23 protein-coding genes, 1 other RNA gene and 1 other annotated feature are annotated in these 20,589 nt (G+C 43.6%); of the genes, 3 read left to right on the top strand and 21 right to left on the bottom strand.

Annotated features, from left to right (window positions below; all coding sequences use genetic code 11):
* Nucleotides 1-8: 8 nt before the first annotated feature.
* From B5G33_RS04590 to B5G33_RS04575, 4 genes are all read right to left on the bottom strand, one after another.
* On the bottom strand, nt 9-1,328 hold the full coding sequence (locus B5G33_RS04590) for an aspartate kinase (RefSeq protein ID WP_087416883.1): 1,320 nt from the start codon (nt 1,326-1,328) through the stop codon (nt 9-11).
* A 214-nt stretch (nt 1,329-1,542) separates the two neighbouring features.
* On the bottom strand, nt 1,543-1,980 hold the full coding sequence (locus tag B5G33_RS04585; protein WP_087272302.1) for an aspartate carbamoyltransferase regulatory subunit: 438 nt from the start codon (nt 1,978-1,980) through the stop codon (nt 1,543-1,545).
* The gene (pyrB, locus tag B5G33_RS04580) at nt 1,974-2,900 is read right to left on the bottom strand and encodes an aspartate carbamoyltransferase (protein WP_087272300.1); all 927 of its coding nucleotides are present in this window, start codon (nt 2,898-2,900) and stop codon (nt 1,974-1,976) included. Before pyrB ends, B5G33_RS04585 begins: the two co-directional genes overlap by 7 nt.
* Nucleotides 2,901-2,969: 69 nt before the next feature.
* Entirely contained in the window at nt 2,970-3,356 is a 387-nt protein-coding gene (locus tag B5G33_RS04575) for a putative ABC transporter permease (RefSeq protein ID WP_087272297.1), read from the bottom strand.
* A gap of 187 nt (nt 3,357-3,543) precedes the next feature.
* Between B5G33_RS04575 and B5G33_RS04570 the strand changes: the two genes are divergently transcribed.
* Nucleotides 3,544-4,674 (top strand): bifunctional chorismate mutase/prephenate dehydratase, encoded by a 1,131-nt coding sequence (locus tag B5G33_RS04570; RefSeq protein WP_087272295.1) that lies wholly within the window; start codon nt 3,544-3,546, stop codon nt 4,672-4,674.
* Nucleotides 4,675-4,689: 15 nt separating this feature from the next.
* Nucleotides 4,690-5,994, top strand: coding sequence for an ATP-binding protein (locus tag B5G33_RS04565; protein WP_087416882.1), 1,305 nt, complete (start codon nt 4,690-4,692; stop codon nt 5,992-5,994).
* 93 nt (nt 5,995-6,087) lie between these two features.
* On the opposite strand, the gene rnpB is transcribed toward B5G33_RS04565, so the two are convergent.
* The 9 genes from rnpB to B5G33_RS04520 form a co-directional block, all read right to left on the bottom strand.
* An RNA gene (gene rnpB / locus B5G33_RS04560) (RNase P RNA component class A) lies at nt 6,088-6,437 on the bottom strand.
* Between the two features lie 88 nt (nt 6,438-6,525).
* The gene (locus B5G33_RS04555) at nt 6,526-7,914 is read right to left on the bottom strand and encodes a TrpB-like pyridoxal phosphate-dependent enzyme (protein WP_087416881.1); all 1,389 of its coding nucleotides are present in this window, start codon (nt 7,912-7,914) and stop codon (nt 6,526-6,528) included.
* A gap of 103 nt (nt 7,915-8,017) precedes the next feature.
* Nucleotides 8,018-8,257 (bottom strand) — a binding site (T-box leader).
* A 63-nt stretch (nt 8,258-8,320) separates the two neighbouring features.
* Nucleotides 8,321-9,223: an aldose 1-epimerase family protein gene (locus tag B5G33_RS04550; protein WP_087416880.1), complete on the bottom strand. Its 903-nt coding sequence runs from the start codon at nt 9,221-9,223 to the stop codon at nt 8,321-8,323.
* A 15-nt stretch (nt 9,224-9,238) separates the two neighbouring features.
* Nucleotides 9,239-10,567, bottom strand: coding sequence for a sn-glycerol-1-phosphate dehydrogenase (locus tag B5G33_RS04545; RefSeq protein ID WP_087272283.1), 1,329 nt, complete (start codon nt 10,565-10,567; stop codon nt 9,239-9,241).
* Between the two features lie 153 nt (nt 10,568-10,720).
* Complete coding sequence (locus B5G33_RS04540) at nt 10,721-11,695, bottom strand: acyl-CoA dehydratase activase (RefSeq protein ID WP_087416879.1); 975 nt, start codon at nt 11,693-11,695, stop codon at nt 10,721-10,723.
* Complete coding sequence (locus B5G33_RS04535) at nt 11,692-12,774, bottom strand: 2-hydroxyacyl-CoA dehydratase (RefSeq protein ID WP_087272277.1); 1,083 nt, start codon at nt 12,772-12,774, stop codon at nt 11,692-11,694. The genes B5G33_RS04540 and B5G33_RS04535 overlap by 4 nt, the downstream gene beginning before the upstream one ends.
* Nucleotides 12,764-13,696, bottom strand: coding sequence for an acyl-CoA dehydratase activase-related protein (locus B5G33_RS04530; RefSeq protein ID WP_087416878.1), 933 nt, complete (start codon nt 13,694-13,696; stop codon nt 12,764-12,766). Before B5G33_RS04530 ends, B5G33_RS04535 begins: the two co-directional genes overlap by 11 nt.
* Before the next feature lie 158 nt (nt 13,697-13,854).
* On the bottom strand, nt 13,855-14,937 hold the full coding sequence (locus tag B5G33_RS04525) for a LacI family DNA-binding transcriptional regulator (protein ID WP_087416877.1): 1,083 nt from the start codon (nt 14,935-14,937) through the stop codon (nt 13,855-13,857).
* Between the two features lie 121 nt (nt 14,938-15,058).
* A complete protein-coding gene (locus B5G33_RS04520) occupies nt 15,059-15,382 on the bottom strand; it encodes a LysM peptidoglycan-binding domain-containing protein (protein ID WP_087416876.1) in 324 nt (107 codons plus the stop codon).
* Between the two features lie 185 nt (nt 15,383-15,567).
* Here B5G33_RS04520 and lexA point away from each other — a divergent pair, with 185 nt between their 5' ends.
* Complete coding sequence (lexA, locus tag B5G33_RS04515) at nt 15,568-16,194, top strand: transcriptional repressor LexA (RefSeq protein ID WP_087272263.1); 627 nt, start codon at nt 15,568-15,570, stop codon at nt 16,192-16,194.
* Nucleotides 16,195-16,287: 93 nt separating this feature from the next.
* Here lexA and rsfS read toward each other — a convergent pair whose 3' ends face one another.
* The 8 genes from rsfS to rplU all read right to left on the bottom strand — a co-directional run bounded on the left by rsfS (nt 16,288) and on the right by rplU (nt 20,541).
* Nucleotides 16,288-16,644, bottom strand: a complete 357-nt coding sequence (gene rsfS / locus B5G33_RS04510; RefSeq protein WP_087272372.1) for a ribosome silencing factor — start codon at nt 16,642-16,644, stop codon at nt 16,288-16,290.
* Nucleotides 16,634-17,242: a bis(5'-nucleosyl)-tetraphosphatase (symmetrical) YqeK gene (gene yqeK / locus B5G33_RS04505; protein ID WP_087272369.1), complete on the bottom strand. Its 609-nt coding sequence runs from the start codon at nt 17,240-17,242 to the stop codon at nt 16,634-16,636. Before yqeK ends, rsfS begins: the two co-directional genes overlap by 11 nt.
* Nucleotides 17,232-17,870 (bottom strand): nicotinate-nucleotide adenylyltransferase, encoded by a 639-nt coding sequence (gene nadD, locus B5G33_RS04500; protein ID WP_087272260.1) that lies wholly within the window; start codon nt 17,868-17,870, stop codon nt 17,232-17,234. The genes yqeK and nadD overlap by 11 nt, the downstream gene beginning before the upstream one ends.
* 68 nt (nt 17,871-17,938) lie before the next feature.
* Entirely contained in the window at nt 17,939-18,229 is a 291-nt protein-coding gene (gene yhbY, locus B5G33_RS04495; RefSeq protein ID WP_087272256.1) for a ribosome assembly RNA-binding protein YhbY, read from the bottom strand.
* A gap of 9 nt (nt 18,230-18,238) precedes the next feature.
* Nucleotides 18,239-19,531 carry a GTPase ObgE gene (gene obgE, locus B5G33_RS04490; RefSeq protein ID WP_087272364.1) on the bottom strand — a complete coding sequence of 431 codons (1,293 nt, stop codon included), beginning with the start codon at nt 19,529-19,531 and terminating at the stop codon, nt 18,239-18,241.
* 78 nt (nt 19,532-19,609) lie between these two features.
* Complete coding sequence (gene rpmA, locus B5G33_RS04485; protein ID WP_087272253.1) at nt 19,610-19,900, bottom strand: 50S ribosomal protein L27; 291 nt, start codon at nt 19,898-19,900, stop codon at nt 19,610-19,612.
* 3 nt (nt 19,901-19,903) lie between these two features.
* On the bottom strand, nt 19,904-20,230 hold the full coding sequence (locus B5G33_RS04480; RefSeq protein WP_087272251.1) for a ribosomal-processing cysteine protease Prp: 327 nt from the start codon (nt 20,228-20,230) through the stop codon (nt 19,904-19,906).
* A gap of 5 nt (nt 20,231-20,235) precedes the next feature.
* Nucleotides 20,236-20,541, bottom strand: a complete 306-nt coding sequence (rplU, locus tag B5G33_RS04475; protein WP_087272249.1) for a 50S ribosomal protein L21 — start codon at nt 20,539-20,541, stop codon at nt 20,236-20,238.
* Nucleotides 20,542-20,589 lie beyond the last annotated feature (48 nt).

The following is a 20,589-nucleotide window of genomic DNA, read 5'->3' as shown; positions in this document are numbered from 1 at the left end:
CGTCCTTCTTAAATCTGAGTCTCCACAAAAATATCATATATCGCCCGGATTGCCGGTTCAAAGTCCTCGTCACGGACTCCTACAATTACATTCAGCTCACTGGAGCCCTGGTCGATCATCTTAACGTTTACATTGGCATGAGCCAGAGCCGCAAAAATTCTGGCAGCTGTGCCTCTGTTGGAACGCATGCCTCTGCCCACGACTGCAATAAGAGAAAGATCTGTCTCCAGTTCCATATAATCTGGTTTCACTACCCGGTGAATTCCTGAAATTACCTGCTGCTCTTTCTGGGCAAATTCATCCTGGTGGATGAAAATTGTCATTGTATCGATCCCCGATGGAATATGCTCAAAAGCAATCCCCTGTTCTTCCAGTACCTGCAGCACTTTTCTGCCAAATCCGATTTCTGAGTTCATCATAGATTTTTCGATGTTCAGAGCACAGAAGCCCTTTTTTCCTGCAATACCGGTAATGGTATAGGGGGGCTTTTTGCAGGTATCTTCTACGATCATCGTACCTGGATCTTCCGGAGCATTGGTGTTGCGGATGTTAATAGGGATACCGGCTTTACGCACAGGGAAAATCGCATCTTCATGAAGAACCGTGGCTCCCATATAGGACAGCTCTCTCAGCTCACGGTATGTAATGGTATCGATAGGTTTCGGATTCTGGATAATCCTGGGATCTGTTACCAGAAAGCCTGACACATCTGTCCAGTTCTCATATAGATCTGCATCAACAGCTCCTGCTACAATAGAACCTGTAATATCAGATCCTCCTCTTGAGAAGGTTTTAATCGTTCCGTCTTCCTTCGCGCCATAAAATCCCGGAATTACTGCCCGCTCCAGGTCTCCCAGTTTTTTAGCCACCAGTTTTTCCGTTATTTCGCCGTCAAACTGGCCATTTCCGTCAAAACGGATCATCTCTGCCGGGTCCACAAAGGCAAATCCCAGATAAGCCGCCATAATCTTTCCATTTAAATATTCCCCTCTGGAAGCCGCATATTCCTCTCCGATCTGCTTATTGAAATTTTCTTCCAGCAAAGCAAAATCCTCCTCCAGGGATAAAGACAGTCCAAGTCCGTCTATGATCTCCTGATAACGGCTTTTGATTTCTTTTAAGATTTTTGGAAATCTCTCTTCGTCTCCGGCACTGCGGTAGCAGGCATATAATAAGTCTGTAACCTTTGTATCTTCAGAAAAACGTTTTCCAGGAGCTGAAGGCACCACATATCTTCTGCTTTCATCTCCCCGGATAATAGCTCCCACTTTCTCAAACTGTGCTGCACTGGCCAGAGAACTTCCTCCGAATTTTACAACTTTCTTCATTTCATATATCCTCCTTAGGGGCTTTCTAATCTGCTTTCCTATGACAGAATGCTTTTCCGCATTGTATAAATAATAGCTTTTTCCCTGTCAAATGTCCAGTGTTTTCTTTGGATTTTCTATATTTCTGTCCTCTTTTGCCTTTTTAGCACCGTACCTTGATGAAAAGAGGCTGTTCTGAAAATATCCTTCAAGAACAGCCTCTTTTCATATATTTTTATTTGTTTCTGCTTCCTCTGTATTTTTCTTCACAGTATTTGCAGCGGTAGATTTCCTTTTTAGGATCTGCCAGGATAAAAATCTGTTCCAGTTCCTGTTCAATGGAAGTAATACACCGGGGGTTTTTACACTTGATCACATTGTGGACCTCTTTAGGAAGGCTTAGTTTTTTCTTCTCTACGATTTCTCCGTCCTTGATGATGTTCACTGTAATATTGTGATCGATAAATCCCAGAATATCCAGATCCAGGGTATCAATGGGGCATTCCACCTTGATGATGTCTTTTCTTCCCATTTTGTTGCTTCTGGCATTTTTAATAATTGCCACACAACAATCCAGTTTATCCAGCTCCAGATCATGATAAATGGTCATGCTCTTACCGGCTTTGATATGGTCCAGAACCACACCTTCACTTAATTGTCCTACATTTAACATAATTCTACCCCCATTCCCAGCAGACTCAGGATCAGCGCCATGCGGACATAAACCCCGTATCTTGCCTGTTTAAAATAAGCTGCTCTGGGATCTGAGTCCACCTCTATGGAAATTTCATTTACTCTTGGCAGCGGATGAAGCACCAGCATATCTGGGCCGGCAAGCTCCATTTTTGCCTTGTCCAGAATATAGAAATCCTTCATTCTCACATAATCTTCTTCGTTGAAGAATCTTTCTTTCTGCACCCTGGTCATGTATAACAGATCCAGTTTGGGGAGAGCGTCTTCCAGTCTTTCTACTTCCTGAAATTCATGACCGCTGGCCTTTAGTACATCCTCCCGGATATAATCCGGTATCTTCAGTTCTTCTGGAGAAATCAGCACAAATTTTACGCCTTCGTATCTCACCAACGCTTCAATAAGAGAATGTACGGTCCTGCCAAACTTCAGATCTCCGCAAAGACCAATGGTAATATTATCCAGCCGCCCTTTCATAGAACGAATGGTAAGTAAATCTGTCAATGTCTGAGTAGGATGCTGATGTCCTCCGTCGCCTGCATTGATCACCGGAATCTGGGATGCCATGGAGCCTACCAGAGGCGCACCCTCCTTTGGATGGCGCATGGCGCAGATGTCCGCATAACATGAAATCATCCGGAGAGTATCTGCCACACTCTCGCCTTTTGCCGCTGAACTGGAATTAGCGCTGGAAAAACCCAGGACCTTTCCTCCCAAACGAAGCATTGCCGACTCAAAGCTGAGACGTGTACGTGTACTTGGCTCATAAAACAAAGTTGCAAGAATTTTTCCGTCACATTTATGAGCGTATTTCTCCGGATTATTTTCAATATCATTGGCCAGATCTAAAACCTTGTCCAATTCCTCTACGGATAAATCCAACGGACTCATTAAGTGTCTCATAGATTACCTCCTGTATATGTTTGACTTTTTTACTATCATATACTACTTCCAGGGGTATTTCAAGAATTTTCACTTTTCATGAGACAATATTTTTTCAAAAAGCAGTCCCGTACAGAACCACAGGGGCGCATAGTCAAGTCGGATCACACCTTTATAATTCAGGGGATAACGGCTATAATCCCAGGGACACACATTATAATGTTTCAGGAGGAGTCCCGTACTGAATTCTGCCGCAAAGATTCCCGTCATATACAGGCTCCCCCGCAATATGGCAGGAATCTTTTTCAGATATCTGGATAGTGGACCTATACAGGCAGCCATACCATATATGGGAAACATCCACAAAGAAGACTGTCCCATCATTTTCCATTCCTTTCTTCCTGCTGCATGAAGGCCTGTCCAGAAGATCTCAAGGCACCAGCCTGTGGCTCCGCACCGCAGAAAATCACCTTTCATATCTTCTTCTCCTCTTTTAATGATTATAGTTTTTCTTTATTATGTCTCTGTCCCAGATGCTTCATACATGCTGAAGAGCAGAAGGTTTCAGGTTTTCTTCTAATTTCCGGAACAAAAGACTTGCGGGAGAAAATCTGTCGGTGTATCATAAGCATAATAACTTTATGAAAAAGGAAGGAAGATACAAATGTTAGATCTGACCCAGCTCAGAGATGAAATCGACCATATCGACGATCAGATCGTCAGGCTTTTTGAAGAGAGAATGGCCGTGGCGGAAAAGGTGGCCCGGTTTAAAATAGAGACAAAGAAACCTGTTTTTGATGCCAGCAGAGAGAAGGCAAAATTGGAGACCCTCAGCAGTCAGGCTTCCGGAGAGTTTAACAGCAGAGGAATTTATGAACTCTACCGGCAGATCATGTCTATCAGCAGAAAGCGCCAGTATCAGCTTATGGAGGAACATAAAGGCACATGGGATCCGCTTTTTTCCCCTGTAGATGCTCTGAAAAAAGAAGACGTCACTGTAGTGTTCCAGGGAGTAGAAGGTGCTTACAGCTATGCCGCCATGAATACTTTTTTTGGAAAAAACATCAAAAGTTTTCATGTAGATACCTGGAAAGATGCCATGGAAGCAATCAAAAACTATGACGCTGATTTTGCTGTTCTGCCTATAGAAAATTCTACTGCAGGCATTGTCCAGGACAATTATGACCTGCTGACCAAGTATGACCATGTAATCGTAGGGGAACAGATCATCCCCTGTCAGCATGCTCTGGTAGGTCTTCCTGGAACTTCCATGGAAGAAATTACAGATGTCTATTCCCATCCTCAGGCCCTTATGCAATGCAGAGTCTTCCTGGAGTCTCACAAAGAGTGGGTAACTCATGAATTTGGAAACACAGCTGCTGCAGCCAAGAAAATCGCAGAAGAAGGAGACCATACCCAGGCAGCTATCTCCAGTCCCTATGCTGCTGAATTTTTCGGTCTTTCCGTGCTGAAAGAGAATATATATACTAACGCTGGAAACTCTACCAGATTTATTATTGTTACCAGAGATAAAATCTATTGCCGAAATGCAGGTAAAATCAGTGTCAGCTATGAACTGCCCCATGAAAGCGGAAGTCTTTACAACAGCTTGTCTCATTTCATCTATAATGGACTGAATATGACCAAGATTGAATCCCGGCCTATTCATGGGCGCAACTGGGAATACCGCTTTTTTGTGGATTTTGAGGGGAATTTAAGTGACAGTGCTGTAAAGAATGCCCTCCGGGGTCTGGAGGCTGAAACTCAGAATTTCCGTATCCACGGCAATTATTAGAAAGGAATCAGAAGGATGTTTAATATTGACGAATGTATCTTATACCGAAATTTTCAGCAGGGAGATATCCTGGAAGACATGTCCAGAGCCTTGGAAATCTGCTGTCTTGAGCCAGAAGAGCCTGGCAAGTCCAAATCTTTGTTTTACAGCTGCATGAACCGGCTGGTAGAAATGGCCAGCACCTATGGTTTTACGGGAAATCTGTGGCACAGCTATCTTACCTATCTCCTTGCCAATCATGAAAATGCTTTCAGTACTGCCTGTGAGATCACCGGCCCAGTGGAAGGCACCATTAACCAGCTTGCTCTCCATGATTTTGAGATTTTCAAGGACCTTTTTAACCTGGATTTTTCAGCTTTTGAAAATTTTTACGGCTCATCCTCCTGCTGCCATCTGATCAATGAATATGAAAATGACAGCCATGGGAGCAAACAGTTTAATGAACGGATCAGCAGCCGTCTGAACACTTTAAGCAATCTTTTGGCCGCTTCCAACTCTCCGGAAGAATTCATGAAACATATGGTAGACTTTTACAAAGATTACGGTGTAGGAAAACTTGGTCTCCACAAAGCCTTTCGTCTGGAACACGGCCCCAATGACCAGCGGGTAAAAATCGTTCCCATTACTAAGATTGCCCATGTGCATCTGGATGACCTGGTGGGTTACGAAATTGCCAAGAAAAAACTGATTGACAATACAGAGGCCTTCTTAAATGGAAAGCCGGCCAATAACTGTCTTCTTTTTGGAGATGCAGGAACTGGAAAGTCCTCATGTATCAAAGCAATCCTTAATCAGTATTATGACAGAGGCCTGCGTATTATTGAAGTATACAAACACCAATTCAAGGACCTGAATGATGTGATCGCCCAGATTAAAAACCGGCATTACAAATTTATTATCTACATGGATGACCTGTCCTTTGAGGATTTTGAAATTGAATATAAATATCTGAAAGCTGTAATTGAAGGAGGTCTGGAACGAAAACCAGATAATATCCTAATCTATGCTACCTCCAACCGCCGGCATCTGGTCCGGGAAAAATTCAGCGACAAGGCTGACCGGGATGATGACCTTCATACAAATGATACTGTGCAGGAAAAACTCTCCCTGGTTTATCGTTTCGGCGTAACCATCTACTTTGGTTCACCCAGTAAGAAAGAGTTCCAGCAGATTGTACTGACCCTGGCCCAAAAGCATGGTCTGCATATGGACCAGGAGGAACTTCTCCAGCAGGCCAATGCCTGGGAACTGCGCCATGGCGGCCTGTCCGGAAGAACTGCCCAGCAGTTTATTGATTATCTTTTAGGTCAACAGGCATAAAAGATTCTGCAGGGGAGCCTAAGGGCTCCTATAGAATAAAAAAAGCGTACCCCTTCTTCCTGGAATAGGAATTATGGGATACGCTTTTTTTATGTGATAAGCAGAACGATAAGCCGGGTTATGTCGTGAATAATCATCTATCCAGTCCTGCCGTCGCCGGCAGGCTCAAGCGACCCACCTGAAAACGTGACGGGCAGCCACATTGTTTTCTATTCGGTCTTGCTTCGGATGGGGTTTACATATGCCCTTCCTGTTACCAGGAAAGCGGTAGTCTCTTACACTGCCCTTCCACCCTTACCGGATTTCTCCGGCGGTACATTTCTGTTGCACTGTCCTTGGAGTCACCTCCACCAGACGTTATCTGGCATCCTGCCCTGTGAAGCCCGGACTTTCCTCACCTGACCCCTTTCGGTACTGTCAGCCGCGATTATTTATTCTACTTATCACATGAGGTTCAGTATATCATATCCTTGCAGAAAAAGTAAATCCTTTTTTATTCTACATTTCTGCTTCCATATGCTTTTTCTCTGCTTATGCCAGATCTTCCGGCACTTTTGGAAGTCCTGCGAAGCCAGCTTCCAGGTCTTCATCTGTAGGAATATAGTCTGTCATCTTTCCGTCATTAAAGCTTTCGTAAGCATACATATCAAAGTATCCGGTACCGGTCAGCCCAAAGACAATGGTCTTTTCCTCCCCGGTTTCTTTACATTTCTTTGCCTCATCCATGGCAACTTTAATGGCATGAGCACTCTCAGGGGCCGGAAGGATGCCTTCTACCCTTGCAAACTCCTCGGCAGCAGCAAATACAGAAGTCTGCTCTACAGACCTTGCTTCCATCAGTCCGTCATGGTAAAGCTGTGACAGAATAGAACTCATTCCATGATAGCGGAGACCACCTGCATGATTTGCAGAAGGAATAAAGTTACTGCCCAGGGTATACATCTTCTGAAGAGGCGTTGCCATACCTGTATCGCAGAAGTCATAGGCAAACTTTCCTCTGGTAAAACTTGGGCAGGAAGCAGGCTCTACTGCAATAATCTGATAATCTCTTTCTCCTTTGATTTTTTCTCCCATAAATGGTGAGATCAATCCTCCCAGATTAGAACCGCCTCCGGCACAGCCGATGATCATATCCGGAACAATTCCATATTTATCCAGGGCAGTTTTTGTTTCAAGACCAATAACCGTCTGATGAAGAAGTACCTGGTTCAGTACGCTTCCCAGTACATAGCGGTAACCCTCTTGATGAGTGGCTTTCTCTACTGCTTCAGAAATAGCGCAGCCAAGGCTTCCAGAAGTTCCCGGATGTTCTTTCAGAATCTTTCTTCCAATTTCTGTTGTTTCAGAAGGAGAAGGTGTCACGGAAGCGCCGTATGTCCTCATAACTTCTCTTCTGAATGGCTTCTGTTCATAAGAGCACTTCACCATATATACCTGGCAGTCAAGGTCAAGGTAAGCGCAGGCCATGGAAAGAGCTGTTCCCCACTGTCCGGCTCCTGTCTCCGTAGTTACACCTTTTAACCCCTGTTTCTTAGCATAATAAGCCTGAGCAATTGCAGAGTTTAATTTATGGCTTCCGCTGGTATTATTCCCCTCAAACTTATAGTAGATTTTCGCCGGCGTATCCAGTTTCTTCTCCAGACAGTAGGCTCTTACAAGAGGTGAGGGACGGTACATTTTATAAAAGTCCTGGATTTCCTGAGGAATATCAATGTAAGCAGTTGTATTGTCAAGTTCCTGCTCTACCAGTTCTTTACAGAAGACCTGTCCCAGCTCTTCTGCCGTCATAGGTTTCATAGTAGCCGGATTCAGCAGAGGCGCAGGTTTATTTTTCATATCCGCTCTGAGATTATACCACTGTTTTGGCATCTCGCTTTCTTCAAGATAGATTTTATAAGGGATCTCTTTGTTTCTTGCCATTGTCTATTCTCCTTTCACTTGTTTGCTTCTTGTCAGCGGAACTCCGTATTTCGGCAGGCATCTATACAAAAGAAAAACTCCTGCCCAGGAAACAATTTCTGTTCCTTGGGACAAGAGTTTAAATCCTGCGGTGCCACCCAAATTGATATTTACATATCCGCTTAATGCATACTTCATATGCTGGGTTTCGTAACGGAGTTTCCTCTCCGGCTCACATACTGTAATTTCTGCTTGCCCTCAGAAGCCCATTCCTCTCTGACGCTGATACTGCATTTCCACCCCCTGCAGTTCTCTGTATTCAGACTATTCTCAGAAAGTACTCACTCTTCTTCAACGGTTTAACATGATAAATACTTTATAACATATCCTTTCTCGGTATGTCAACCTATTTCTTCTCTAAAATTCATTAGTCACTCTGAGGAGTGAAAACTTTAATCCTATAGGATTTTTGGAAAGTACCTGAAGGCTCCACTTTCAGTATACCCGGTTTTTCTGAAATTTCACCGGCAAATCCATGATCATCGCACCTTCCCATCCAAGGCTCCAGACAGACAAAAGGAGCCCCTGGAACGGACCAGATGCCAAAATGGGTAAATCCCTCACATTCCAGAGAAAGATAGGGCTTTCCATCCGGATAGCCGATTGCCGCCCACTGCACCTGTCCCTTGTCAAAGATCAAAGCATCCCGGTCAAACATATTCTCTGTAATTCTGCAGCCATCATATTCTCCATATTTTTCCAGGGAAAGCTTATAGCAATGGGAGGCGTCTGCTGTACCTTCTCCAGGGCAGATAAGCTTGTATTCCAGCTCTTTATTGCCCTTAAACAGCAGCTTGTAATCCGTCTGAACTGTTTCCTCCAGAACCGGCACACGAAAAGCCGGATGACCTCCTATAGTAAAAAACATGGTTTCCTGATCCCGGTTTTTTACTTCCCACTTTACCTGCAGTTCTCTATCCGAAAGACTGTAGGTAATACGGAGTTCAAAGGAAAAGGGGAAATATTCTTTAGTCTTTTCTGTATCCTGCAGAGAAAAGACCAGCTCATTCTCCTTTTCCTCTATACAGGAAAATTCCATATCCCTTGCAAATCCATGCTGCTTTGTAGAAAATTTCTTTTCCTTCCAGATATAAAAATCTCCGCTGTGTCTCCCTACATTAGGGAAAAGTATCGGGGAGCGTCTTCCCCAGTATTTAGGGTCTCCCTGCCAGAGAACTTCTTTCTCTGTCTCCTTGTCATAAATACTCTGAAGCTCAGCTCCATGAGAAGATACTTCCACTTTTAAATATGGGTTTTCTATACGATACATTTGTATTCCCTTCTTTCAATAAATTTCTTGAATAAGGCTCTGGATAAATTCTTCCTGGAGATCCAGGTCAAACAAAATCTGAAGGAGTCCAAAGCGATTCCTCAAATCCTTTGCATAATAGATTCCTCTGGCAAATACTTCCTCTGAAACATTGATCTGATTCGGATAATAAGGCGCCTCCATCGATTTCAGGATTTCTATGATTTCTTCTGCTTTTGGAAGTTCATTTACCACTTTGAAGATTTCTTCTATATGCTCTTGAAAAACTGATCTTCTTCTGAGAACCTCTCCGTCAGAATTTTTTCCGATTTTTTTCTCCAACTCCAAGACGCCGGGAGCTGCCGGTCCGTAAGCTTCTTTGATTTTCTCAGTCCACAGCTCCTGGTCAAAGGAAGGCTCCTCCAGAGGAAACAGAATCTCTCTCTTTTCTTTCAGCATTTCATAAAGGCGGATAGCCACTACCGTGCCAATCCCCACCTTTGTGCCGTGAAGTGGATCTGGCTGCTGGTCTAAAAGAAACATCATCTCCCAGTAATGAGACATATGATGTTCACTTCCAGAGGCAGGCCTGGAATTTCCGATATAGCTCATGGCAATACCGCTCAGCACCAGTCCCTCCATAATAGCCCCAATAGCTTCCTTGTCTCTGTGAGCTGCCTTTTCCGCATTCTCAGCTACTTTTTTAATAGATTCCCGGACCAGTTCCATAATCTCCGGACAAATATATTCTCCATTTACGATATGAGCCAGCTGCCAGTCTGTAAGGCAGACATATTTGCCCAGAATGTCTCCAGCTCCAGCTGCTATCATATGAAGAGGAGCTTGGGAAATAATATCCAGGTCTCCAATGATCACTCTGGCCGGTCTGGCCTCATAGGTTGTCTTTAAATGACGGATGATCAGCGGAGAAACATTAGATGCATATCCATCCATAGAAGGAGCAGTTCCCACAATATAATAATCCATTTTCATCTTGTAGCTGACGTAACGGCACAGGTCGTTAATCGTTCCGCTTCCCACTGCAATGATCAGGTCGCAGTCATTGGGAACCCTGGTAAAAAGGTAAATCAGTGCATCCTCATCAGGCACCAGCTCTTCGTCCTGATAAACAACCTTTTCAAAAGCATATCCCGCCTTCTCAAGTTCTTCATAAACCATCAGGCCCGCTGCCTGCTCTGTATGGAGATCGCTGACCACACACAGTTTCTGATACTTATGTTTGCCCAAAACCTGGGGAAGACGTTTTATCGCACCGTCCTCAATAATGATCTCCTCAATATCGCAGACATGATTTTTTCCGCAGCTGCAGTGTTTTTCTTTTTGTAAATATTCTTTCCAATCCATTTTTCACCATAACCTCTCTTGTACAGGCTGGTCCACAGATGACCATTTCAGGCCATGCCACCTTTATTTCTGCTATAACTATAACACGGTATTTATCTATGTCAAAGAGAGATTTAAAATATTAACTAATCATATTATTAATATTTTAATTTATTAGTATGTTTCCCCTTGATTTTTGGCTGTTATTTCTCCATTTGGACAACGGTTTCCCCAGGAATCAATTAATTTTCCATCTCTGTAGACACAGATAATCTCACAATGGTTCGCACACTTGCCACAGGTGATTTCTCTTGTTTTAAATTCCATGTCTGCCACATGAAAATCAAAAGCTCCCTCTTGTCTGGATTCCTTTGCCAGAATTGCAATACCGAAAGCTCCCATGAGATGACCTTTTTCATCTACCAGTACAGGCATCCCCAGCTCTTCTTCAAACATTTTTACAACGCCTTCATTTTTGCTGACGCCGCCCTGGAACACTACAGGGGAAATAATTTTCTTTCCTTTTGCCACATTGTTCAGATAGTTGCCAACTACGGCTTTACATAGTCCCGCTATGATCTCTTCTCTGGGATATCCAACCTGGAGTTTATGGACCAGGTCAGATTCTGCAAAAACTGTACATCTGGCCGCCACCGGCGCTGCTCTTTTGGCTGACAAGGCAATCCTGCCGAAATCTTCCACTTCCACTCCAAGTCTGTGAGCCTGGCTGGAAAGAAAAGCTCCTGTTCCTGCGGCGCAGAGAGTATTCATAGCATAGTCTACTGCTACACCATTCTCCACACAAATGATCTTAGAATCCTGGCCGCCGATTTCCAAAATCGTACGCACATCCGGATGAATGGAAGTCGTTCCCACTGCATGGGCAGTAATCTCATTTTTCACCACCTGGGCCCCGATCATGCTTCCCACTAATTTTCTGGCACTGCCTGTTGTACCAGAAGCCACGATCTCATACTGCTCCCCGTCAAAATTTTTCTGCAGTTCAGTCAGTACTTTTTTTGTTGCTTCCGTAGGGTTTCCCTCTGTCCACAGATAACATTCCGCCAGAAAGTCTTTATTTTCATTAATGATCACACCTTTTGTGGAGATAGAACCTATATCAATTCCCAAATATGCTTTCTTCTTCATCGCAGTACTTTCTTCTTCCTTTCTAACATATCGTAAAATGCCTCCAGTCTCGTATCAAGACCCGTATCGCTGTTCTGTGTATCATAACTCAGGTATAAAACCGGAATATGATAATCCCTGCTTATGTTCTGCAGCACAGGAACTGCATCAATCTCCGGCGTGCATCCGAAAGATTTCACATGAACAATTCCGTCAAATCCCTGTCTGGCATAGTCTAAAGCAGAATTTACCGTCCAGGTAGTGGTAGGACCCATATTAAATTTTACATACTCCCGGATTTTGGGACGCAGAGCCCTTTCCTTTGCTCTGAAATGACAGTTTGTCACGCTCATGTATCGATACACCGCCGCTCCAAGGCCGCTCAATTTATCCTGAAGGTGATGATTGGCGTGGGCATCCATTACTGTAAAATATTCTCCCACTATGCCAATCCGAATAGGCCTTTCCGGCATCCGGATTTCCAGACGGCTCATTTCTGATTTTGCTTTTTGATAGCCATTTCTGATCTCTTCTTTCGTCTCTGCTATCTGCATATCCAGATAAAACTGGTCCATGACCTTCCGGAAACTGCCTTTCTCTGCCTCATATCCTGCATTCTTATAATAAAAGGCCTCCAGCTCGTCCATATATTCTGCCATCTTAATTCCATCCAGGACTCCGGACACAAATTTTGCAGGTTTCAGACGGGGATTTAGCTCCTTTGCAAGCTTCAGCCATTCTTTTTTCTTTCCCCCCATGTATTCGGCAAGGTTAATAAATTCAAAGTGATACCCTAGTTCCTTCAGGATTTCTTTTTGAAGCTCTCCGTAATAATCAAGTCTGCAAAGGCCTCCTGTCTCCACAACAACATCTGCTCCTGCCTCCAGTGCCTCGATCAGACTGCCCAGAGTATGTTTAAATGGCGCACAGGCATAATCTGGGCTGTACTTGCTTCCCAGCTCCACTGTGGCTCTGGTAGCTGGCGGAAGCTGAATATAGCACAATCCCAGAGCCTGCTCTGCAATATAGCGTATCGCATAATCATAATGATGAAACCGTGGAAAAGCAATCTTTTTTCTGTCGTCAAAATTAATTTCCATAGCCTCCTGCTTTCTGATATTGAATAATATCTATAAAACTTTCAATTCGTGTTTCTACACCCGCCGTCCCCTCCTGGGCGTCCAAAGTAAGCTGGAGGACCGGAATGCCATTAATTTTTCTTATGAGCATGTCATTAACCAGCGCATCCGGCCCGCAGGGATATGCGCTGATCAGCACAATACCGTCAACCTTATCTTTCAGCAGCATGATCGCACCAGTCATTTCTCTGTTAATGATCCAGGGCATTACCTTTGAAAAATGGTAACTTCTCTTTAAAGCGTTTTCTCTGTTTACGTAATCCGTATATAAAACTTCATGTCCCATTCTTTTCAGGATTTCTGCAATCTCACCGCCCATATATCCATCATGTAACACATAAGGATGACCGGCCAACAGAATTTTTGTCTTTGTTCCTTCTAAGATTTTTCCTTGTTTCTTTTCCTGAGACTTAAACCAGCTCTCCTGCTCCTTTTTTGCCAGGTTATATGCCTTTTTCACTTCTTTTTTGGTTTTGCCCAGACAAAGTCCCAGCTCCATATAAACCTTTTCTTCCTTTGTGTGGTCATACCAGTCATAGCTAACTGTTAAAATCTGCAGCTGTGTTCCCTTGAAGATATTTTCCACCAGATCCGGCAGAGACTGATATCGCGTACACATCCGTTCTTTTGACTCAAATCCTCCCATACGGGGCGCAAATACTGCATCACATTTTCCGATCAGCTCTTTTACATGTCCCAGATATACTTTAAAAGGAAGGCAGGTTTCATCAATGGCAAGCTGGATTCCTTCGTCCAGTATCTGCCTGTCACTTTTTCCGCTGACTACACTTTGGTATCCCAAGTTTTCAAAAAAGGATTTCCACAATATCCCATCCCGGTATATCATTAATCCTCTGGGGATTCCAATTTTTTGAATCGCCATATCTCTTTCCTCTCTTCTGCAATGGAATAATTAGTAAACAAACCGGTTCGCCCAATAAGAACGAACCGGAAAATTATAATTATTATACCACTGGATTTTTGTTATGCAAAGAAAAATTTCATATACAGACATAAGTCGATAAATTTTACTGTTCCTATCTACAGCTGCCGGGGATAGGATGTGCTTCCTCTGAGAATCAGTCGAGGTTCATATTCAATGTGATAAATCATTCCCTGTTCTCTTTTATCCTGTTTCTGACGTTGTTCTTCTATTTTTCTCAGTAGGATTTCACAGGCATTTTCTCCTTTTTTAGAAGTAAAATGTTCCACTGTTGTCAGGTCAATCCCTCTGAGTCCTGAAAACAACAGATTATCGCATCCTAATACCGAAATATCTTCCGGTATGCGGTAATGCTTGTCCAGCAGTGCATCCCGGATACCAAGGGCAACCATATCATTGGTCCCTGCTGCCGCTGTAATATCGGGGACTTCCATAACAAGAGCAGAGGCCAGCTCATAACCAGTCTTATACTCCATATCCATTTCCTGAAACATAACATCCATTTCTTCTGGAAGACTTTTTACATAAACGCTGTCCCCATACCCCGCTTCTTCAAAAGCCTGACAAAATCCGCGAACCCGGGCCCTCCTGGCTGACTGTCTCTGAGTAAGAGGAGTGGAAAGAAAAGCCACCTTTCTATGACCAAGCTCCAGCAGATGTTCTGCCAGAATCCTTCCCATTCTCTCACTATTCAGTTCTACCATGTCCATCCCCTTTACTGCATCTTTTTCGCCAATAAGTATTACAGGTATTTTTTTTGAAATCACCTGGATCAACTCTGGAAAACTAGGCGTAAAGGTAAAGATAATCCCTGAAGGATTCAGCTTCTCAATTTTTCTCAGATATTTTTCCTCAGTCTGATAATCTCTTCCTGTATTGCACAGAAAAACATCATATCGGTTTTTCTTGGCTGTCTTCTCGATTCCCTGAAGGAGGGAAAAATAATAGGGATTTGTCAGATTAGGACACATTACGAAAACAGTTCCACTCATCTGGATCCTGTGTTTATTCTGTTTTTTCTCATTTGAATATCCCAGTTCTCTGGCAGCCTCTTCTACTTTCAAAATGGTCTCTCTGGAAAAAGATACATTGTATTTTTTATTCAGGATCATGGATACTGTAGGCTGTGAAACTCCAGCTCTTCTGGCTACATCTGTAGATGTTACTTTTTTTCGGTTCATGGGGTATACCTCAATACATTTTTAAAATATTGTAGCATTGAACTTCTCTTCCCACAAGCCCTTCTCCTGTCAGTCACTGTTCTTATTGTGACAGTTCCTCTCATAACTGAACTCTTATATCTTACTTATACTCTGAAGAATAATAGGGAACGCACAGATATGACCCTGCATAGATCGTGTCTTCGTCCAGATGATTGATCCGGCGTACTTCCTGAATATAGTCATTTAAATCTTCGTACTCGCTGGAGGCATACTCCTGGGCTATATCCCAGAGACTGCTTCCAGGCTCTATCTGAACGCTTGTATAATATTTATAGCGGCAGGATTCCTGGGTTCCTGCCTCAGCGGTGCTGACCATAGTAAAGCTTACAGCGAAAGCCGTAAAAACTGCAAAGCATAACAAAGCTGCCAAAGATAATCTTTTCTGTTTTCTTCTTCTTTTCATTTATATACCTCCTGAAGCTTACACGAACACTTATTCGCAAACATACGTTCTTTTTTCTTGAGACCATCATAATACAAGAACAAATGTTTGTCAACAGTTTTTTCGAACAAACTTTCGGAATATCTGTTTGCATTTATCAGGATTTTATGTTATGATTATTTAAATTAATCGGAGGTATATCTGTTATGTCCTATGGAAAGATCAGTAAGAAACAATCTGAAATTTTAGAATATATAAAAAATGAAATCCTGAACCGTGGTTTTCCTCCCTCTGTCCGGGAAATATGTGAAGCTGTAAATTTAAAATCCACATCTTCCGTACACTCCCATCTGGAAACTCTGGAGAAAAACGGTTATATCCGCAGGGACCCTACAAAGCCCCGGGCTATAGAGATCGTAGATGATAATTTCAATCTGGTGAGACGTGAAACCGTCAATGTTCCTATTATCGGCAAAGTGGCTGCCGGCCAGCCTCTTCTGGCAGTGGAAAATGTAGAGGGATATTTCCCTATTCCTTCAGAGTATATGCCTAATAACAAAACCTTTATGCTGGTAGTCCAGGGGGACAGCATGGTCAATGCCGGCATTTTCAACGGCGACTATGTTGTTGTAGAACAACAGCCTACTGCGGAAAACGGTCAGAAAGTAGTTGCTCTGGTAGATGATTCTGCCACTGTAAAGACTTTTTATAAAGAAGACGGATACATCCGCCTTCAGCCGGAAAACGATGCTATGGAGCCGATTATCGTAGAGCCAGACCAGACTTTCCAGATCCTGGGAAGAGTCATTGGCGTTTTCCGTTTTATGCACTGAAGTCTCCTCTATCACAAAAGACCGCAGAGAGCTCTGAAAAGTCATGAAACTTTCAAAAGCTTTCTGCGGTCTTTGTTCTCACATTTCTGTTATCTATTCTTTATCAAAGCTTTCCCGCTCTACCAGAATGCCGTCTCTCCAGATACGCTCCAGGTCATAGAACAGACGGTTTTCCTCATCAAAGATATGGATGACCACATCTCTGTAATCTAACAGGATCCAGTTTGCGGTCTGGTAACCTTCCATCTGTTTTGGCTCTACTCCGGCTCTTCCCAAAGTTTCACTGACGCTGTCCGCCATAGCCTGTACCTGATTCCGGTTGCTTCCGCTGGCGATAATGAAATAATCCGCCAGTGTGGAAACTTTTTCAATATCAATGATCTTAATGTCCTGTGCTTTTTTATCTTCCATAGCCTCACAGGCAAGACGCACCATTTCTCTACTTTCCATTTTTTTCCTTTCTCTGTTTTCTTTCCAGGTGAAGAGTTTCATAATAGTCAAAAGCCTTCTGTGTCATAGGGTCCAGGACTTTACTCCCTTTTCCCAGATAAGAGAGGCTGTCTTTCAGAATGTAATACATGCCTTCATCCAGATCTTCAAAAGCCACTCTCCGTATCCAGGGCAGTCTGGGAGCCTTATTTCTTCCAGGTTCAATATAATCTGCAATATATACAATTTTCTCAAGGTCGCTCATGGCTTCTTTTCCTGTAGTATGCCAGCGGATTGCGGACAGGATTTCCTCATCTTCAACCTGATATTTTTTCTCTGCAATATAAGCCCCCAGCTTTGCATGGAGAAGAAAAGGATTAGCCTGTTCTACAGATGAAATCCGTATATTCTGTTTTCTGCAGATCTTCAGCTTCTTTTTGTTGGGAATGCATTTGGCACAGTCATGGAGAAGTCCTGCCATCTGGGCCTGCTCCATATCATACTCATGGGCCATGGCCAGTGCCGCTGCAGTATACATCACTCCAAGAGTATGCCGATATCTGTCTTTGTCCAGATATTTTTTCAATTTTTTCTCGTATTCTGCAAAATTATACTTCATCTTCATCACAACCCTTGTAAATATTATTCTTCTGTATATAATCGATTACCTGATCCGGTACATAATAAGCCAGACTTCTTCCCTTTTCAATCCAGGAACGTATCATCTCGGAAGAAATATCAATATTTAAGGATTCCAGCTTCTGAATATTTCCCTGATATTTATCCTCTAGCTCCCCTATGACTCTGTCAAGCTTTTCATCACTGGTATGGTTTCTGGTTCCCACCAGAATCGTGCAGGCTCTCAAAATCCTTTCCGGCTCTCTCCACTCATCAAAGGTATAAAGAGAGTCCGCTCCGAGAATAAAATAATACTCTGTATCTGGATTCTGATCTTTCAGCCGCTCCAGTGTCCGATAGGTATAAGTATATCCTTCCCTGTGCATTTCCTCCAGAGACAGAGAAAAATGAGGATTGGAGGCAATGGCCAAGCGGACCATGTCCACCCTCTGACGGTCTGTAGCCCGGTTCTCTCTGACCTTCTTATGTGGAGGATTCCCAGCCGGCATGAATAAAATCCTGTCCAGATGAAACTGGTGATACGCAGTCTCCCCCAGGATCAGATGTCCGATATGGATAGGATCAAAGGTTCCTCCCATGATTCCTATGCGCTTCTTCTTTTCACTCATGACTGCTCCTCTTTCTTCATCTCTCCGGCAGACAGCCGAAATTCCTGTATTGAAACTCCCTGCAAAAATCAGGGAAGAAGTATTTTTTTCTTATCTTCTTTTCCTTCTCTGTAAAGAACAATTTTCTTCCCGATAACCTGAACTACCTGAGAATGGGTTCTTTCTGCCAGCATGTCTGCCAGACTTCTTGGGTCATCCAAGCAGTTCTGGAGCACGCTGATCTTAATCAGTTCTCTTGCAGTCAGCGCCTCCTCCACGGCCTTGGTCAGTTCCGGGGTAAGGCTGGATTTCCCAATCTGAATAATGGGGTCCATTTTCATTGCAAGACTCTTTAAATAAGCTCTCTGTTTGCTTGTCATAGTCTACTCCTATTTATAATAATCGAAATCGAATCCGTACATCCGTACCGTATCCCCCTCCTGGATACCTGCTTTTTCCAGGTCCTCCAAAATTCCGGAATCCTTCAAAAATTTCTGGAAAAACAGGAAGCCCTTTTCGGAATCCAGGTTAGTATAACCCAGCATTTTCTCAATCTTGGGACCTTCTACAATAAAGATATGCTCGTCTTCTTCCGACTGCTCCACAGTATAAGGAAGGTTCTCACGGATCATCATATCCTCCGGGAAAAATTCCTGTTCAAAGACAACTGGCTCTTTGTCTATAGAGTCCAGAAGCTGTTTTACATAATAGAGCAGTTCTTTCAGCCCTTTTCCGCTTACTGCAGAAATTCCAAAAACCCGGATACCCTGAGGCTCAAACTCCTGACGCAGCTTCTCTACCGGGTCTTCATCTCCCGAATAGATTGCGTCAATCTTATTGGCTGCTATGACCTGTGGTTTCTTCATCATCTCCGGATCGTAGGCTTCCAGTTCTTTATTTATCTTGTATATGTCTTCCACCGGATCACGGCCTTCCGTAGACGCCGCATCCACCAGATGGATCAGCACTCTTGTTCTCTCAATGTGCCGCAGGAACTGGTGGCCCAGGCCTACTCCCTGGGAAGCGCCTTCAATAAGTCCCGGAATATCTGCAATGACAAATCCCTGGCATCCCTCAAAATCCACTACACCCAAGTGAGGATTTATGGTAGTGAAGTGATAATTGGCAATCTGCGGTCTTGCATTGCTGACCCGGGAAAGAAGGGTAGATTTTCCCACATTAGGGAATCCCAGCAGTCCCACGTCTGCGATCACTTTCAGCTCTAACTGTACCTCCAGCTCCTGGGCAGCCTGTCCCGGCTGAGCGTATTTTGGCACCTGCATGGTAGACGTTGCATAATGCTGGTTTCCATTTCCACCTCTGCCGCCTTTTAAGACTACCTGCCGGGTATTCTCTCCTGACATATCAGCAATCACCTTACCGCTGGCAGCATCCTTGATCACAGTTCCCTCCGGAACCTTCAGGACAATATCTTTTCCATCCGCCCCGTGGCATTTTCTTTTGCCTCCCGGCTCTCCGTCTCCTGCGGCATATTTTCTTTTATGACGGTAATCGCTCAGGGCGTTTAATCCTTTATCCACTTCAAAAATAACATCGCCGCCTTTTCCGCCGTCTCCGCCGTCAGGACCGCCGCTGGGGACAAAAAGCTCCCTCCTGAAGCTTACATGTCCGTCGCCGCCCTTACCTGAGCGGATATAGATTTTCGCTCTGTCTGCAAACATAATATCCTCCGTCTGATCTTTCATATGAAAAAAAGTGGCTCCAAACCATAATGATTTGAAGCCGCCCTGTTATCGTAATTACTCTGCAGTAGTTACTGGAACTACAGAAACCTGTTTTTTGTCTCTGCCTTTTCTCTCGAAACGTACTACACCGTCCACTAATGCAAACAAAGTGTCGTCTCCGCCTCTGCCTACATTTACGCCTGGATGGATTTTTGTTCCACGCTGTCTGTAAAGGATGTTTCCAGCTTTTACAAACTGTCCGTCAGCTCTCTTGGCGCCCAGTCTTTTGGACTCGGAATCACGTCCGTTCTTTGTAGAACCAACTCCCTTTTTATGAGCAAATAACTGAAGGTTCATCTTTAACATGTCTTACACCTCCTCGAATATGACATCCAAATAATCCATATATTCTTCTTCTATCCCCTGTAAACCGAGGATAAGGGAATCCAGCAGAAGTTTTGATCTTCCGGAGTATCCAGGCTTCATCTTGAGATACAGACCTCCTTCTTTTTCGTCCACATCAACGGAAAATCTGTCTTCTGTAAACTGTTCGATGGAATTAACTGTATTCTGAGTCAGGACCGATACGGCTGCACATACAATATCACTGCCGTTATCTGCATAACCTGCATGTCCCTGTATGGAGACTCCCGTAATCTCTCCTTCTGAATTCTGATAAATCGTTACTTTAATCATAGGGATTAAGCATTGATCTTTTCGATTTTTACTTTAGTAAACTGCTGTCTGTGACCGTTTTTCTTGTGGTATCCGGTTTTTCTCTTATACTTGTAAACGATAACTTTCTTTGCCTTACCGTTTTCAACTACAGATGCAGTTACTGTTGCGTTGGCAACATCTTCACCAACTTTTAAACCGTCATTGCTTACAGCAAGTACCTGGTCAAAGGTAACCGTTTCACCAGCTTCTGCTCCAAGCTTCTCTACTCTGATAACATCGCCTTCGGCTACTTTGTACTGTTTACCACCTGTTGCAATAATTGCGTACATATGGCACCTCCTATTATCATTACTCGCCAAATATGGTGGTCCGCTATG

It is taken from the genome of Blautia sp. An81 (genome assembly GCF_002161285.1).
Taxonomy (GTDB): Bacteria; Bacillota; Clostridia; order Lachnospirales; family Lachnospiraceae; genus Blautia; species Blautia ornithocaccae.
Note: the sequence above shows the minus strand (reverse complement) of the source record. Positions and strands in the feature narration are given on the sequence as shown.

Bases quoted from the DNA above. Each gene is read 5' to 3' on its own strand.
- B5G33_RS04590 (WP_087416883.1), bottom strand. From the start codon at position 1,328: ATGAAGAAAGTTGTAAAATTCGGAGGAAGTTCTCTGGCCAGTGCAGCA.
- B5G33_RS04585 (WP_087272302.1), bottom strand. From the start codon at position 1,980: ATGTTAAATGTAGGACAATTAAGTGAAGGTGTGGTTCTGGACCATATC.
- pyrB (WP_087272300.1), bottom strand. From the start codon at position 2,900: ATGAGACACTTAATGAGTCCGTTGGATTTATCCGTAGAGGAATTGGAC.
- B5G33_RS04575 (WP_087272297.1), bottom strand. From the start codon at position 3,356: ATGAAAGGTGATTTTCTGCGGTGCGGAGCCACAGGCTGGTGCCTTGAG.
- B5G33_RS04570 (WP_087272295.1), top strand. From the start codon at position 3,544: ATGTTAGATCTGACCCAGCTCAGAGATGAAATCGACCATATCGACGAT.
- B5G33_RS04565 (WP_087416882.1), top strand. From the start codon at position 4,690: ATGTTTAATATTGACGAATGTATCTTATACCGAAATTTTCAGCAGGGA.
- B5G33_RS04555 (WP_087416881.1), bottom strand. From the start codon at position 7,914: ATGGCAAGAAACAAAGAGATCCCTTATAAAATCTATCTTGAAGAAAGC.
- B5G33_RS04550 (WP_087416880.1), bottom strand. From the start codon at position 9,223: ATGTATCGTATAGAAAACCCATATTTAAAAGTGGAAGTATCTTCTCAT.
- B5G33_RS04545 (WP_087272283.1), bottom strand. From the start codon at position 10,567: ATGGATTGGAAAGAATATTTACAAAAAGAAAAACACTGCAGCTGCGGA.
- B5G33_RS04540 (WP_087416879.1), bottom strand. From the start codon at position 11,695: ATGAAGAAGAAAGCATATTTGGGAATTGATATAGGTTCTATCTCCACA.
- B5G33_RS04535 (WP_087272277.1), bottom strand. From the start codon at position 12,774: ATGGAAATTAATTTTGACGACAGAAAAAAGATTGCTTTTCCACGGTTT.
- B5G33_RS04530 (WP_087416878.1), bottom strand. From the start codon at position 13,696: ATGGCGATTCAAAAAATTGGAATCCCCAGAGGATTAATGATATACCGG.
- B5G33_RS04525 (WP_087416877.1), bottom strand. From the start codon at position 14,937: ATGAACCGAAAAAAAGTAACATCTACAGATGTAGCCAGAAGAGCTGGA.
- B5G33_RS04520 (WP_087416876.1), bottom strand. From the start codon at position 15,382: ATGAAAAGAAGAAGAAAACAGAAAAGATTATCTTTGGCAGCTTTGTTA.
- lexA (WP_087272263.1), top strand. From the start codon at position 15,568: ATGTCCTATGGAAAGATCAGTAAGAAACAATCTGAAATTTTAGAATAT.
- rsfS (WP_087272372.1), bottom strand. From the start codon at position 16,644: ATGGAAAGTAGAGAAATGGTGCGTCTTGCCTGTGAGGCTATGGAAGAT.
- yqeK (WP_087272369.1), bottom strand. From the start codon at position 17,242: ATGAAGTATAATTTTGCAGAATACGAGAAAAAATTGAAAAAATATCTG.
- nadD (WP_087272260.1), bottom strand. From the start codon at position 17,870: ATGAGTGAAAAGAAGAAGCGCATAGGAATCATGGGAGGAACCTTTGAT.
- yhbY (WP_087272256.1), bottom strand. From the start codon at position 18,229: ATGACAAGCAAACAGAGAGCTTATTTAAAGAGTCTTGCAATGAAAATG.
- obgE (WP_087272364.1), bottom strand. From the start codon at position 19,531: ATGTTTGCAGACAGAGCGAAAATCTATATCCGCTCAGGTAAGGGCGGC.
- rpmA (WP_087272253.1), bottom strand. From the start codon at position 19,900: ATGTTAAAGATGAACCTTCAGTTATTTGCTCATAAAAAGGGAGTTGGT.
- B5G33_RS04480 (WP_087272251.1), bottom strand. From the start codon at position 20,230: ATGATTAAAGTAACGATTTATCAGAATTCAGAAGGAGAGATTACGGGA.
- rplU (WP_087272249.1), bottom strand. From the start codon at position 20,541: ATGTACGCAATTATTGCAACAGGTGGTAAACAGTACAAAGTAGCCGAA.